The organism is Micromonospora sp. WMMA1363, assembly GCF_030345795.1.
Lineage (GTDB): Bacteria > Actinomycetota > Actinomycetes > Mycobacteriales > Micromonosporaceae > Micromonospora.
On record NZ_JAUALB010000001.1, the window covers coordinates 2,867,029 to 2,882,383 of the forward strand.

The following is a 15,355-nucleotide window of genomic DNA, read 5'->3' on the forward strand; positions in this document are numbered from 1 at the left end:
CATCATGCGCCAGGACGAACAGCAGTCGACCGACCACCCGGAGACCGTACGTTCCGCACCCGTGCTGGTGCCGCCCTCCGGTGACCGCACCGACCCGTCGGACCGGGGCGACGCGCCCGAATACGCCCTCGATGACCGGGACACCGGCCCCAACCGGGAAGGCAGCGATCGCGGGAGGCAGACCGCGGACCGGCCGGAGTTCCACGATCCCGCTCCGGTGCCGACCGCCTTCGGCGCCACCACGGTGGGCGGGGCGGTCGCCGCCGCCGCGTTGGCCAGCGGCCGGGCGGAGGACGAGCCGGATCCGCGTACCGAGGCGACCGCCCGGCCCGGCGACGGCGTCGAGGGCGGCGAACGGGAGGGCTGGCGCGCGGACCCGGCCGCCGAGTTCCGGGGCGGGCCGGGCTGGGAGGAGCGCCGGCAGCGGCGGGCGGCGGCCGGTGACGAGACCGTGGGCACCGTGCTGCCCCCGGACGCCGCGGAGGGCGCCCCGGAGCGACGCGCCGACCTGATCCCCGCCGGGGGCGACCCGGACGCCGTCGCGGCGGGGGCTGCCGGCTACGGCAGCGCGACGCCGAACATGGTCGATCCGGACGCCGTATCGCCCGACACGGACCCGGTACTGGCCGGCGCGGCAGCCGACGCGGACGGCACCGGTACCGACGCCGGCGCGACCGGTTCCGCGCAGGAGGGGGCGGGGCGGGAGGAACGCCCGGACGTTCCCGGCCGGACCGACGGACGCTGACTCCGCAGCCACAACCGGCGTGTGGGTGCCGGCCGAACCGGCGCATGGCGCCGGCCGCACGGGGTACGCGAGGAGGCAGCGGACGCGCGTGCGGACAGGAGGGCGACACCATGACCGATCGTGACCGGAACCGACCGTTGGAGGAGAGCCCCGAGGTGGCCGCGGCGGTCGAGGACGACACCGCCGTCCCCCAGCTGATGACCGGCGGCGGCGCCGATTGGGACACGCCGTCATTCGCCACGGCGGACGAGCGGGGCGCCGCGACCGACGACATCATCGGTGACCCGTACGCCGCCGGGACCGGCGCCACCGGCACCGGCACGGGTGCCGGCGGGGACAGCATCCGCACTGGAGCCGAGCAGCCGTGGGAGCCCGAGGACCTGGTGGCCGCCCGAGGCCAGGACCTGACGCCGGAAAACGTCGAGAAGGCTCGCCGGGACCTCGCCGAGCTTGGCCGGGCCGCGATCGAGCGCACGGTTCCCTGATGTGACGAGGAGAGGCCCCTGGCCCCGACCGGATGGGGTTGGACCAGGGGTCCGAACCTTCCGCCGGAGAGCGCCTCACCTACGTGCAGCGGTGCGCGGGGTCAGGACCGCGGCGGCAACGACGCACCTGTGGCCGTTCACTCGAGAGCGTCCCTGCGCAGTTCGTCCGCGGCCCATCGACGGGCACCGGCGGGTCCGGGCCCGCTCACCATTGGAGGCCAGCACGGCACAGTTCCGCCCGGCCGGGCGGAACTCCCGCCGATCGGCGGATGGCTTCCACGCGCAGATCACGGGAGCGCTTCTATAGCCGCATACCGATACGCCATCCGAGCATCCCGTCCCGGCGAACCTGCCCCCACGTCGGTCCCCCGCGGGCAGAAACACCTCCAGACCGACCGAGCGACACCGGAGCCGGCGAAAGACCCTTGCCGGTTCTATGCCCTATCCCCCTCTGAAAAGCGGTAAACACGAATCTTTCCCTCTATAGGTCATGAACGGGTCTAACGTCGGTCGTAGCTCGGCTGTCGCCGAGCTGAGGACACAGGGATGGAGTGACGCAGGTCATGGCAAAAAAGATATTGGGGAAGGTCGTTACGGGTGCGGCCCTTGGTGGCGCTTCCCTGCTCGTGTTCACGCCGGGCATCGCGTTCGCAGACGGCGACCACCACCACAACGACAAGGGCAAGGTCATCGCCAAGCCACACGTCGTCAAGCCGGGCGCCGAGGTCAAGCTGCTGCAGATCTGCGAGAAGCCGCAGGAGCACGCGTTCGTCTGGTCGAAGGTGACAGGCAAGGTCAAACTCAAGCCGGCCGACGACGGCAAGGACGACAAGGGCCACGGCTGGAAGGGCGACCACGACTACAAGGACGACAAGAGCCACGACTACAAGGACGACCACGACTACAAGGACGACAAGAGCCACGACTACAAGGACGACAACGGCTGGAAGGACGACCACGGCCGCGACCACAAGGACGACTACGGCTGGAAGGACGACCACGGCCACGACTACGAGGACGACTACGGCCACGGCTGGAAGGGCGACCACGACTACCAGGGCGGCAAGGGCCGCGACCACAAGGACGACTACGGCTGGAAGGACGACTACGGCCACGACTACGGCCACGGCTGGAAGGACGACTACGGCTGGAAGGACAACTACGGCCACGACTACGAGGACGACTACGGCCACGGCTGGAAGGACGACCACGACTACCAGGACGGCAAGGGCCGCGACCACAAGGAGGGCCACGACTACAAGGACGACAAGGGCGGCAAGGGCGACTACGACCACAAGGACGACAAGGACCGCGACCACAAGGAGGGCCACGACTACAAGGGCCACGACTACAAGGACGACAAGGGCGGCAAGGGCGACTACGACCACAAGGACGACAAGGACCGCGACCACAAGGACGACTACGGCAGCCAGGGCGGCTGGGGCGGCGGCACTGCCGACGCTGTTGACGACAAGGGCGACCACGACTACAAGGACGGCAAGGGCCACGACTACAAGGACGGCAAGGGCCGCGACCACAAGCGGGAGTTCGTCTACCACGGCAAGGCCGAGGTCGACCGACACGCCAAGCCGGGCGAGTACGAACTGGAGGGTTCCTGCGGCAAGGGCAAGCTGGTCGTGATGCCGAGAGGCGGGGTTGACGGTGGTGACGGTGGCATGAGCACCGGCGCCGACCTGCGTTTGGCCGCTGGGGGGGCCGGCCTGCTCGGCGCAGCCGCCCTGGGTGGCCTGGTGCTGCTACGTCGTCGGGCCGATGGTTCCCTCATCTGACGTGACGACGACTGGAGCCGGCGGCCGTCACGGAAAACCGTGGCGCGCCGCCGGCGCCGCCGGCGTCGTTATGCTCGCCATGGCCGGCTCCTGCCTCGTCGGAGCCTCGCTGAAAACCGTGCCCGCTGTTCAGCCTCCGCAACCGCTCGCCCAGGCCGCGCCCGACGTCACCACCGGTCCCGCCGAGGCCGACCTGCCGGCCGCCGAGAGCGATCGGGACATGACTGATCGGCCGACCCCTGCCGGCCTGTCCCGGTCCGCTCCCACCCGGATCGTCATCCCTCGGATCGACGTCGACGCGTCGATCATGGAGCTCGGAACCAACCCAGACGGAACAGTGGAGGTGCCTCCGCTCGACGAGGCCCAGCTGGCCGGCTGGTACGAGCCGGGGGCGAGCCCCGGGGAGGTCGGCAACTCGGTCGTCATCGGCCACGTCGACTCGGCCGCGATAGGCCCGGCGGTCTTCTTCTCGCTCGGCGCGTTACAGCCCGGCGACACGGTCAGCGTCACGCGTGCGGACGGCCTGCAGGTCGACTTCACCGTCGAGACGGTGAAGTCGTATCCCAAGACCGCGTTCCCCACCGAGCTGGTCTACGGACCCACCGACCGGGTCGGGCTGCGGGTGGTGACCTGCGGCGGCATCTTCGACAGGGTCACCGGCGACTACCCGGACAACATCATCGTCTTCGCCACCCGGGCGCGGTGACGGGCGACGCGGCCCGGTGGTCGGACCACTCCCGCCCCCGGACCGCGTGCGATGTCCGCGCGTGCGACGTCAGGAGGCCGCGGAGGTCCGCACGAGGGTGCGGATCTGACGCAGCAGCACCGACAGGGCCGCCAGATCGGCCCGGGACTCGTCGAACTCCCCCATCGCCCGCCGTGCGCGGTGGATCGAGGTGGCGTTCGACTGCTCCCACTGGCACACCCGCTCGTGCGGCGGCAGAGTGTCCGGGGTGGAATCCAGCACCTCGACGGTGAGCGCGGCCAGCGCGGCGTACAGGTCGTAGCGCAGCGCCATTCGGGCCAGCGTCTGCCAGCGGTCCTCCCGCGGCAGCAGGGAGATCTTCGACAGCAGCGAGTCCACCCGGAACCGGTCGGAGAGGACGAAATAGACCGACGCGACCTCGGCCACGTCCCGCCCGCTACTCGCGGCTGTCTCGACGACGTCGAGCAGGCCGAAGCTGTACATCAGCCGGACCGTCTGCTGGGCCAGGTCCCGCGGCAGGCCCTTGGCGACCATCGACTCGATGTGCGCCGCGATGGCTTCCCGCTCGCTGCCGTAGAAGAGGGTCTCCATCTCCGGCAGGAGGCGGGCCACTCCGTCGCGCAGGCGGGCGATCTCGGCCGGCACGTCGATCGGCGAACGGCGGTTGGTCACCAGCCACCGCACCGCCCGGTCGAGCAGCCTCCGGGTGTCCAGGTAGACGCCCGTCTGCAGCTCGGGGGCGACCCTGTTGTCCAGCGCCTCCACCGCGTCCCACAGTTCACGCAGCCCGAACACCTCGCGGACCACGACGTACGCCCGGATCACGTCGGCGGCGCTGGCCGCGGTCTCCTCGACCACCCGGAAGACGAACGAGATGCCGCCCCGGTTGATCGCCTCGTTCACCAGCACGGTCGTCACGATGTCCCGGCGCAGCCGGTGCCGGGACATCCGGTCGGCGAACCGCTCCCGCATCGGCGTCGGGAAGTAGTTGACCAGGACGTCCGTCGTCCACTCCTCGTCGGCCAGCCCCTCGGCGAGGATCTCCTTCTCCAAGACGATCTTTACGTACGCGAGCAGCACCGCGAACTCCGGCGCGGTCAGGCCCGACTCGATACGAACCGCCAGCTCCTCGTCCGGGGGTAGCGCCTCCAACGCCCGGTCCAGCGCGCCGGACCGCTCCAGCTCGTTGACCATCCGCCGGTGCACCGGGAGCAACGACGTCGACTGGGCCTGGGCGTTGTTGATCGCCCGTGCCTGGTCGTAGTTGTCCCGCAGCACCAGGTCGGCGACCTCGTCGGTCATCTCAGCCAGCAACTCGTCGCGCTCGGCGACGGTCAACTCCTCGTCGGCGACCGCCGTGTTCAGCAGGATCTTGATGTTCACCTCGTGGTCGGAGCAGTCCACGCCCGCCGCGTTGTCGATGAAGTCGGTGTAGATCCGACCGCCCGTCAGGGCGTACTCGATCCGGCCGAACTGGGTGAAGCCCAGGTTGCCTCCCTCGCCGACCACCCGGCAGCGCAGGTCCTTGCCGCTGACCCGGATCCCGTCGTTGGATTTGTCGCCCACCTCGGCGTTGGTCTGGCTGGACGCCTTCACGTAGGTGCCGATTCCGCCGTTCCAGAACAGGTCGACCGGCGCGGTGAGGATCGCCTTCATCAGCTCCTGCGGCGATATCTGGGTGGCCTCGTCGTCGAGGCCGAGCACCGCACGGACCTGCGGCGTGATCGGCACCGACTTGGCGGTACGCGGGTACACGCCGCCGCCTTCCGAGATCAGCTCCCGGTCGTAGTCCTCCCACGACGACCGGGACAGGTCGAACAGCCGCTTCCGCTCCTGATAGGAGGTGGCGGCGTCCGGGTCCGGGTCGAGGAAGATGTGCCGGTGGTCGAACGCGGCCAGCAGACGGATGTGCTTCGACAGCAGCATCCCGTTACCGAACACGTCGCCGGACATGTCGCCGACGCCGGCCACGGTGAAGTCCTGCGTCTGGGTGTCGTGCCCGAGCTCGCGGAAGTGTCGCTTCACCGACTCCCACGCACCGCGGGCGGTGATGCCCATCTTCTTGTGGTCGTAGCCGGCGGAACCACCGGAGGCGAACGCGTCCCCCAGCCAGAAGTTGTGCGCCGTGGAAATCTCGTTGGCGATGTCGGAGAAGGTCGCGGTGCCCTTGTCCGCCGCCACCACCATGTACGGGTCGTCCCCGTCATGGCGGACCACGTCCTCCGGCGCCACGATCTCGCCGCTGACGATGTTGTCGGTGACGTCCAGCAGGGCGGAGATGAACTCCTTGTAGCAGACCACCGCCTCGTCCCGGTCGCCCGGCTTCTGCTTGAGCACGAAGCCACCCTTGGCGCCCACCGGCACGATCACCGCGTTCTTCACCATCTGCGCCTTGACCAAGCCAAGCACCTCGGTGCGGAAGTCCTCCCGCCGGTCGGACCAGCGCAGGCCGCCGCGGGCGACCGGCCCGAAGCGCAGATGCACGCCCTCGAACCGGGGCGAGTACACGAAGATCTCGAACTTCGGCCGGGGCGCCGGCAGGTCTGGGATCGCCTGTGGGTCGAGCTTGAAGGCCACGTACGACTTCGGTCGTCCGTCGGCCCGCTTCTGATAGAAGCTGGTCCGCAGGGTGGCCTGGATCACCGTCAGGTAAGACCGTAGGATCCGGTCCTGGTCGAGGCTGGCCACCCCGTCCAGCGCGGCGCGGATCTCGCTCACCAGCTCCTTGCTCTGCTGCTGCCGCTGGCCGGCGCTGGCCGCCCCCGGCGCGAACCGGGCCTCGAAGAGCCGCACCAGCAGGGCCGCGATCTGCGGGTAGGCGATGAACGTGGACTCCATGTACTCCTGCGAGAAGACCGTGCCGGCCTGCCGCAGATACTTCGCGTACGCCCGCAGTACGACCACCTGCCGCCAGGTGAGGCCGCCGCGCAGGACCAGCTCGTTGAACCCGTCCACTTCGGCCTCGGCACGCCACGCCGCCGCGAAGGCGTTCTCCACGTGCGGGCGTACCTCGGCCAGATCCCGGTGCCTCTCCGGCAGTCGCAGGCCGAAGTCGTACAACCAGATCCGGCCGTCGACGCGCTCCACCTCGTACGGGTGCTCGTCGACCACCTTCACGCCGAGCGAGTGCAACACCGGCAACACCGCCGAGAGCATCATCGGCTCGCCGTACCGGTAGATCTTGAACCGGACGTCCATCGACTCGTCGTCGGCGTCCTCCTCGCGAACGCCGACGCGCGGCGCCACCTGCTTGCGGAACAGGTGCATCTCCAGCTGGCCGGACTCCTCCAGCAGCTCCAGCTTCGCCAGGTCCTTCATCGCCTCGTACGGCGTGTGCCCGTCCTTGTAGCCTTCCGGGAAGGCATCGGCGTACCGGACGAACAGATGCTTGGCCTGCTCGTCGCCGAGCTTGCGCTCCAGCACCAACCGGTAGTCGTCGTCCCAGAGGCGGGTGGCGTCGGCCAGCTCCTCGGCGAGCAGGTCGGCGTCGATGTCGTCGGGTGGCTTGGTCGGGTCGGTCCGGACAATGAAGTGCACCCGGGCAAGCATCGACTCGGTGACCCGGGTCGTGTAGTCCACCCCGACGCCGTTCAGCTCCCGCAGCAGGATGTCCTGCATGCGCAGCCGGTTCTGGGTGGTGAACCGGTCCCGTGGCAGGTAGATCAGGCAGGAGATGAACCGTCCGTACGCGTCTCGCCGCAGGAACACCCGCAGTTGGCGGCGGCCGGCCATGCGCAGCACACCGATCACCGCGTGGTGCAGGTCGTCGGTCTTGATCTGGAACAGCTCGTCGCGCGGGTAGGTCTCCAGGATCTGCAGCAGGTCCTTACCGGAGTGGCTGCGCTGGCTCAGGCCCGACCGGTCGAGGACCTCCGCCACCTTGCGCCGGACCACCGGCAGCTCGCGCACGCTGGTGCGGTACGCGGCGGTGGAGAACAGGCCCAGGAAACGCCGTTCCCCGACCACCTCGCCGGCGGCGTCGAACACCTTGAACCCGATGTAGTCCAGGTACGCCGACCGGTGCACGGTGGCCCGAGAGTTCGCCTTCGTAATGACCAGCAGGCGCTTCTCGGTGACCTTCTCGTGCGCCTCCGGCGTCATCGACGACAACGCCCGGGCCTCCACGGAGTCCGAGCGTAGGACGCCGAGGCCGGTGCCGAGCACGGCCTGCAAGCCCTTGCCACCCTCGGGCGTGTCGACCAGCCGGTACTCCCGGTAGCCGAGGAATGTGAAGTGGTCGTGGGCGAGCCAGCGCAGCAGCTCGACCGAGTCGGTGATGTCCTTCTCCGGCACCGGGGGCCGGTTGTCGCTGGTCCGGGCGGCGGCCAGCTCGTCGGCGAGCGTCAGGGCACGCTGGCGCATCTTCGGCCAGTCCTCGACGGCCTCCCGGACGTCGGTGAGCACCCGCTGGAGTTCGCGGCGCAGCGTGTTCCGTTCACCGGCGTCCCGAACCGGATCGATTTCGATCCGCATCCAGCTCTCGACCAGGTCACCGGCGATCGCGTCGTCGGGCTCGACGTCGGCGGCCACCTCGACCAGCCGGCCCAGCGGCTCGCGCCGCACCACCAGCAGCGGATGCACCAGCAGGTGCACGTCCAGGTGGTGCGAGTTGAGCAGGGCGGTCATCGAGTCCACCAGGAACGGCATGTCGTCGGTGACGATCTCGACGACCGTGTGGTGCTGGTCGGCGTCCGGGGAGTGGATCCGCAGCTTCAACTCGCCCGGGACCCGCTGCTCCGCCAACTCCCGGTGGGCACGCGCCGCGTCGAGCATCTCCTCGGCCGTGAAACCGATCAGCTCCTCGTCCGGCGCGTACCGCCAGAAGCGGCTGACCAGGGTCGCCACGTCGTGGTCGTCGCCGGCCAGCGCTACGGCCTGGGCGACCAGGCGCTCGGCGTTGGGTACCGGTTCGTCGAGTTCGGTGTCCTCCGCGTCGCCGGCGAGCCCGTGGGATGGCGCACCCGGTTCGTAGATGGTGTCGACACTCGAACCGGTCAGGCCGGTCGTCCCGGTGTCGAGCTGGCCGAAGCCGTCGGAATCGGTTGCCGAATCGAGATTGTCGTCCTGGCCGGCATCAACCTGCCGGAGGTCGGGTCCCGGTTTAGTAGCCGGACGCCGGTCCATCGGTGCCACTCCCCTCGACCCACCGCGTTGTGGGTCACTCTGCCGCCCAGCCTAGGCCCTACCGTTGAGTGCCTTGGTCGGCGGACCACAGTGCGGACGTCCGGATCGGGGCTTCGTCCTTTCACCTGTCGCGGGTACGCGGATGGCCGACCCAGGAATACCCCGCCTCCGGTTGTTCATCACCCCATCACGGGTTCGTCTTTCCGCCCAGCCACCCCGCGCGGGGACGATGCGGACGGTGCGGACGTACTACGGTGCAGGCAGTCCAGATTTCGTTGCCGCCTCACGCAGAGCGGCTCGCGGTTCGGGGGTCCCGCTTCATGCACCTGTCGCACCGGCACCGGCACCGTCCGTCCCGATCGCTCCTCGCACTGTTCACCGCCGCCGCACTCGCCGCCGGCGGGCTGACCGCCTGCTCGGCCGAGGACGGCCCGGCACGCACCGTCGACGCCTTCCTGGAGGGCTGGCGTTCGGGGGACCTCCAGGCGGTCGGCTTCGTCGACGCGACCGGCACCCGGGTGCCCGCCGCCGACGTCGCGCGGGAGCTCAAGGAGCTCTCCGGCGAGCTGGCGGCCACCCCGCCCGCGCTGCACCGCGCCGGCGACCCGGCGGTCACCGCCGGCGTCGCGACGGCTGTGGTCCGCGTCGAGTGGACGCTGCCCGGCGACACCCGGTGGACGTACGACCGTCCGGTGCGGCTCAGCCAAAGCGACGACGAGTGGCAGGTGATCTGGGAACCGCAGGTCGTGCACGAGCAGCTCACCAGGGGTGACCGGCTGGGACTGCGCCGGGAGGCGGGCCCACGGGCCGCGGTGCTGGACGGCTCCGGGCAGCCGCTGGTGGCCCCCCGGCCGGTGGTCCAGGTCCAGCTCGCGCCGCGGGAGGTGACCGATGCCCAGGCGGTCACCCGGCAGTTGGACGCCGCGTTCCGGGCGATTCGCCCGGCCCTCGTCCCGCCGATCGACCTCTCCGACCTGCCCAAGCGGCTCGCCGAAGCCGACCCTGACGCGCTGGTCGACGTCGTGACCCTGCGGGACGAGGCGTACCGGCAGATCAAACCGCGCATCTACGACCTGCCGGGCACCAGGTTCCCGACCGGCAAGCTCGATCTGGCGCCCACCCGGGAATTCGCCCGGGCCGTGCTCGGCACAGTCGACCCGGCGCAGGCCGACGACCTAGCCGAGCACCCCGACCGGTACGCGCGCGGCGACCTGGTCGGCCACGGCGGCCTGCAGGGTCGGTACGACGAGCGGTTGCGCGGCGTCCCCGGGCTCACCGTCGTCATCAGCCGGGCCGGCCCGGACGGGACGCTGGTGCCCACCGACACCGAGTTGTTCCGCCGCGAGTTCCGGCCCGGCAAGCCGCTGCGGACCACGATCGAGGTGGCGACCCAGAACGCCGCCGACAACGCGCTGCGCGCCGAGAAGCGACGCGCGTCCGTGGTGGCCGTCCGGGTGAGCGACGGTGCCGTACTCGCCGCGGCCAACGGGCCCGGTCCGGCCGGGGCGAACCTGGCCTTCACCGCACAGGTTCCGCCCGGTTCCACCTTCAAGATGGTCAGCGCGCTGGCCCTGCTCGACCGAGGTGCGGTCACCGCGGACCAGCCGGTCGACTGCCGGAAGACGGCCGAGGTGGACGGCCGGTCCTTCAAGAACTCCGACGACTTCGTGCTCGGGTCGGTCCCGTTCCGCACCGACTTCGCGAAGTCCTGCAACACGGCGTTCGTGGCGCTGGCGCCACAGCTCGGCGCCGACGGGCTCGCGGTGGCCGGCCGGTCGCTGGGGCTGGGGGCGGCATGGGACGTCGGCTTGGACGCGTTCAGCGGCACGGTCTCGACGAACGGTGGGCCGACCGAGCAGGCCGCCGCGGCGATCGGGCAGGGCACCACAGTGGTCAGTCCACTGGCGATGGCCGCGGCCACGGCGGCGGTCGTCCGCGGCCGGTTCGCCCAGCCGAAGCTGGTACTCGACCCGGCCCCGGCGAAGCCCGCCGCCGACGGGCCCGAGCTGAAGGCGGAGTCGCTCGACGCCCTACGGGCGATGATGCGCGAGGTGGTCACCGCCGGCACGGCCAGCGCCTTGGCCGACGTGCCCGGCGGACCGGTCCACGGCAAGACCGGTACCGCCGAGTACGACGACAACCCGGCGCACACGCACGCCTGGTTCGTGGGCTGGCAGGGCGACATCGCGTTCGCGGTCTTCGTCGAGCAGGGGGGCTCCGGCAGTGCCACGGCCGTCCCGGTTGCCGAGCGCTTCTTGCGGGCGCTGGCCCGCTGACGGCCAGCCACCGGTCGCCCGTCACCAGCCGCCGGTGGATCACGGATACCCCTGATGCGACCGCGGGATCCGCGTCAGGCGGTGCCGGCCGCCGCTGGCGGCGATTCGCCCGGCCGGACGGCGCCGTCGGCCCCGCGGCTCGTCGGCACCCGATGTGCGGATTCTCCGGCGGGCGCCACGGCCCGGCGCGGCAGCCCGGGCCCGGGCGCGGCGGGCGGTCCGGCCGGTTCCCGCCGGTCGTCGAGACGCGGCACGTCCGGGTTGGCGTCTCCGCCCAGCGCCGCCGGGCCCGGCGGCGCGGCGGTCAGAGGACGGGCCGTGCTCCGCCGCGGGGCGGGGGCAGTGGGCGACTCGGGAACCAGTCGGGGCGGAACCGAGCCCGGTGCGGAGACCGGACGCAGCCCGGCCACCAGAGTGTTCACGATCTCGGCGGCGTACGACCCGTCCGGGTCGTAGTCGGGGTCGAAGACGGTCAGCTCGACGCCGAGGCAGTGCGGGGTATCAACCAGACCCGCGAGCAGGATCTCCAGCTCGGCGAAGGCGATCCCGCCCGGGTCGGGCGCGTCGACGGCCGGCATCACCGCTGGGTCCAGCACGTCCACGTCGACGTGCACCCAGTAGCCGGCGCAGTCGGCGAGTTGCTCGCGCGCCCACTGTGCGGTGCGGGCGGCACCCTCGGCGCGCAGCGCCGGAACCGGGCGGGTGACGATCCCGGCGGCTTGGAGGTCCAGTCGGTACTCGTCGTGGGCGCGAATACCGAGCACCACCACGTCGATGTCCCGGAAGTAGGGACGCCGTCCCTCGATGGCGGCCAGGTTGGCCTGGCCCCTTCCGGTGACCAGCGCCAGGTCCTCACCGGCCGCCGCACCTACGTAGGAGGCGTTGCCGGGATGTCGGAAGTCGGAGTGGCCGTCGACGAAGACCAGCCCGATGCGGCCACCGACCGCCTCGCCGAGCCGGTGCATGGCCAGCGCCGGGCCGAGCAGGACCGAGCAGTCCCCGCCGAGCACCAGTGGAAACTCACCCCGGTCGATGATCGACCCGATGCGCTCGGCGAGTGCGACGGAGTAGCCGGCGATTCCCGGGGCGTGGCAGACCCCGTCGCCGGGCCGCCAGTCGCCCGAGTCGTACCGGGGCGGGGTCATACAGCCGGCGTCACGCGCGCGGAGGCGCCCCAGCAGCCCGTGGTCGCGCAGGGCGCCGGGGGCCTTGGCGCAGCCCGGCACCGAGGTGGGCGTGGGCGGACGAAGCCCCAGGTTCGTGGGCGCGTCGAGGACGGCGATCCGGCGCATCAGGGCCTCCGTCCTCGAGGTGTCGGGCGGGCCGGCCGGGAACGCCGGCCCGCCGCTGGCGTGGTCAGGGTCAGAACAGGGCGCTGGCCAGGGCTCGCCGGGCCGACGCGACCGCGGGGTCGTCCGGGCCGGCGACGGTGAAGAGTCCGACCAGGTGCTGGCGCACCCTCTCCCGGTCGTCCGAGGCGGCGCGCCGGACCACGTCGACCAGGCGCTGGTAGGCCTGCTCAGCCATGCCGCTGAGCACCTCGATGTCGGCGGCCAGCAGTTGGGCGTCGACATCGCCGGGGTTGGCCGCCGCGGTGGCGAGCGCCGCCTGCGGGTCAGCGCCGGCGACGCGGCGGGCGAGCCCGACCTGGGCCAGGCCCGCCTCCGCGGCCGCGTCCGCTGGGGCCTCGGCGAGGATCTTCCGGTACGCGCGCTCCGCAGCGTCCAGGTCGCCGCTCATCAGTGCGTCGTCGGCCTCGTCCAGCCGGGGGTCGGCCGACTCGGCCATCTCCACCCCACCGGCCTTGAGCACGGCCTGAATCCACTGCCGCAGCTGCGCCTCGGGGACGACGCCGGAGAACGCGTCGACCGGCTGGCCGCCGACCACCGCGTACACCATCGGGATGCCCTGCACCCGGAACATCTGCGCGAGCCGCGGGTTGGCGTCCACGTCGACCTTGGCGAGCACCCAGGCGCCACCGCCCTCGACGGCCAGCCGCTCCAACACCGGGGACAACTGCTTGCACGGCTGGCACCACTCGGCCCAGAAGTCGACGACCACGGGTGTGCTGAGCGACCGTTCGAGAACCTCGGCCTGGAAGGTGGCCTCGGTCACGTCGACAACGGTGCCGGCACTGGCGACGGCACCATCGGGGGCGCCGGCCGGTGGACCGGATTGGGCGGGTGCGGGAGCCGGGGTCGGGGCGGGGGTGCGCAGCGCGCTGAGGTCGACCGCGCCGCGGGTGAAGATCGACGAGGTGATCCGTGGGTCGCTCATGGTTACCTAGTCTCGCACGCGCGACGCCGAACTCCGTCCAACGGCAACGCCGACAGTCGCATCTCTCACCCCAGCTCACCACCCCCACCCCCGGCTCCGCGATCGTGCACGTTCGGTTCTCGGGTTCGTCGCGTACGCGCCTTCGCCGGGGCACGAAGCGCACAGTCGCGGAGAGGATGCGGTGGGACGACCCACGGGGGGTGGGGGCAAGCCGGACGGCGTTCGGATCAGAAGCGGGCGGGTTCGCGGTGGGTGCCCCACTCGGCCCGGAGTGCGTCACAGATCTCGCCCAGGGTGGCCTCGGCGCGGACGGCGTCGAGCATGGCGGGGATCATGTTCTCGTCGGTGCGACTGGCCGCGACCATCCGCTCCAGCGCCGCGGTGACGGTCGCCTCGTTGCGGACCGCCTTGCGCTCGGCGAGGACCCGCCGCTGCTCCAGCTCGACCTCGTGGGAGATCCGCAGGATCTCCAGATCCTTGGCGACCGTGCCGGTGTGGCAGTTGACCCCGACGATCTTCTTGTCGCCCTTCTCCAGCGCCTGCTGGTAGGCGAACGCCGACTCGGCGATGTGCCCGGTGAACCAGCCGTCCTCGATGCCGCGCAGGATGCCGGAGGTCATCGGCCCGATCTTGTGCGGCCCGTCCCCGCCGAGCTGTCGGACCTGGGCGAAGATCTCCTCCGCCTCCGCCTCGATCTTGTCGGTGAGCGCCTCGACGTACCAGGACCCACCGAGGGGATCGGCCACGTTGACCACCCCGGTCTCCTCCATCAGCACCTGCTGGGTCCGCAGGGCGATCTCGGCGGACTCGTCGGTGGGCAAGGCGAGGGTCTCGTCGAGGGCGTTGGTGTGCAGCGAGTTCGTGCCGCCGAGCACCGCCGCGAGGGCCTCCACAGCGGTCCGGACCACGTTGTTGACCGGTTGCTGGGCCGTCAACGAGACCCCGGCGGTCTGCGTGTGGAAGCGCAGCCATTGGGCCTTCTCATCGGTGGCGCCGTAGACGTCGCGCAGCCAGCGGGCCCAGATCCGACGGGCAGCCCGGAACTTGGCGATCTCCTCGAAGAAGTCCACGTGGGAGTCGAAGAAGAAGCTCAGGCCCGGCGCGAAGACGTTGACGTCCAGCCCGCGCGAGAGTCCCAGCTCGACGTAGCCGAACCCGTCGGCGAGGGTGTACGCCAGCTCCTGCGCGGCCGTCGCGCCGGCCTCCCGGATGTGGTAGCCGGAGACCGACAGCGGCTTGTACCGCGGGATCTCCCGGGCGCAGTACTCCATCAGGTCGCCGATGAGGCGCAGGTGCGGCTCCGGGTCGAAGAGCCACTCCTTCTGGGCGATGTACTCCTTGAAGATGTCCGTCTGGAGCGTGCCGTCCAGGCGGGACAGGTCGGCGCCCTGCCGCTCGGCGGCGACCAGGTACATGCAGAACACCGGCACGGCCGGCCCGGAGATGGTCATGCTCGTCGTGACGCCGGCAAGGTCGATGCCACCGAAGAGCACCTCCATGTCGGCGGCGCTGTCGACGGCGACGCCGCAGTGCCCGACCTCGCCGAGGGCCTGCGGGTCGTCGGAGTCGCGGCCCATCAGGGTGGGCATGTCGAACGCGACGGAGAGCCCGCCGCCGCCCGCGCCCAGGATCATCTTGTAGCGCTCGTTGGTCTGCTGCGCGTTGCCGAAGCCGGCGAACTGCCGAATCGTCCAGGTCCGCCCGCGGTAGCCGGTCGGATACAGGCCGCGGGTGTACGGGAACTCACCCGGCCAGCCGATCCGGTCGAATCCCGGGTAGGCCGAACCCTCCGGGGGCCCGTAGACCGGGTCGACGGCCATTCCGGAGAGGGTGGTGAAGTCGGCCTCCCGCTTGCGCGCGGCGTCGTGGCGGGCCTGCCAGCGCGCCCGTCCGGCGGCGATCTCGTCGGCGTTCATCCGCGGGGCTCCTCCTCGAGTCCTCGACTGCACCCC

Annotated in this window: 9 protein-coding genes; 5 read left to right on the forward strand and 4 right to left on the reverse strand. The window is 71.1% G+C overall.

The window, feature by feature from the left end; genetic code table 11:
• Positions 1-4: 4 nt before the first annotated feature.
• The 4 genes from QTQ03_RS13180 (at position 5) to QTQ03_RS13195 (ending at position 3,726) form a co-directional block, all read left to right on the forward strand.
• Positions 5-745: a hypothetical protein gene (locus QTQ03_RS13180; RefSeq protein WP_289278275.1), complete on the forward strand. Its 741-nt coding sequence runs from the start codon at positions 5-7 to the stop codon at positions 743-745.
• Positions 746-855: 110 nt separating this feature from the next.
• Complete coding sequence (locus tag QTQ03_RS13185) at positions 856-1,230, forward strand: hypothetical protein (protein ID WP_289278276.1); 375 nt, start codon at positions 856-858, stop codon at positions 1,228-1,230.
• A gap of 563 nt (positions 1,231-1,793) precedes the next feature.
• Entirely contained in the window at positions 1,794-3,020 is a 1,227-nt protein-coding gene (locus tag QTQ03_RS13190; RefSeq protein WP_289278277.1) for a hypothetical protein, read from the forward strand.
• Position 3,021: 1 nt separating this feature from the next.
• Entirely contained in the window at positions 3,022-3,726 is a 705-nt protein-coding gene (locus QTQ03_RS13195) for a class F sortase (protein ID WP_289278278.1), read from the forward strand.
• A 69-nt stretch (positions 3,727-3,795) separates the two neighbouring features.
• Here QTQ03_RS13195 and QTQ03_RS13200 read toward each other — a convergent pair whose 3' ends face one another.
• Positions 3,796-8,850: an NAD-glutamate dehydrogenase gene (locus QTQ03_RS13200; RefSeq protein ID WP_289278279.1), complete on the reverse strand. Its 5,055-nt coding sequence runs from the start codon at positions 8,848-8,850 to the stop codon at positions 3,796-3,798.
• A gap of 320 nt (positions 8,851-9,170) precedes the next feature.
• Between QTQ03_RS13200 and QTQ03_RS13205 the strand changes: the two genes are divergently transcribed.
• On the forward strand, positions 9,171-11,126 hold the full coding sequence (locus QTQ03_RS13205; protein WP_289278280.1) for a penicillin-binding transpeptidase domain-containing protein: 1,956 nt from the start codon (positions 9,171-9,173) through the stop codon (positions 11,124-11,126).
• A 74-nt stretch (positions 11,127-11,200) separates the two neighbouring features.
• Here the strand turns inward: QTQ03_RS13205 and QTQ03_RS13210 are convergent, their stop codons facing one another.
• The 3 genes from QTQ03_RS13210 to icmA form a co-directional block, all read right to left on the reverse strand.
• Entirely contained in the window at positions 11,201-12,421 is a 1,221-nt protein-coding gene (locus QTQ03_RS13210; RefSeq protein WP_289280806.1) for an arginase family protein, read from the reverse strand.
• A gap of 67 nt (positions 12,422-12,488) precedes the next feature.
• A complete protein-coding gene (locus tag QTQ03_RS13215) occupies positions 12,489-13,403 on the reverse strand; it encodes a tetratricopeptide repeat protein (protein WP_289278281.1) in 915 nt (304 codons plus the stop codon).
• A gap of 227 nt (positions 13,404-13,630) precedes the next feature.
• A complete protein-coding gene (gene icmA, locus QTQ03_RS13220) occupies positions 13,631-15,319 on the reverse strand; it encodes a coenzyme B12-dependent isobutyryl-CoA mutase large subunit (RefSeq protein ID WP_289278282.1) in 1,689 nt (562 codons plus the stop codon).
• Positions 15,320-15,355 lie beyond the last annotated feature (36 nt).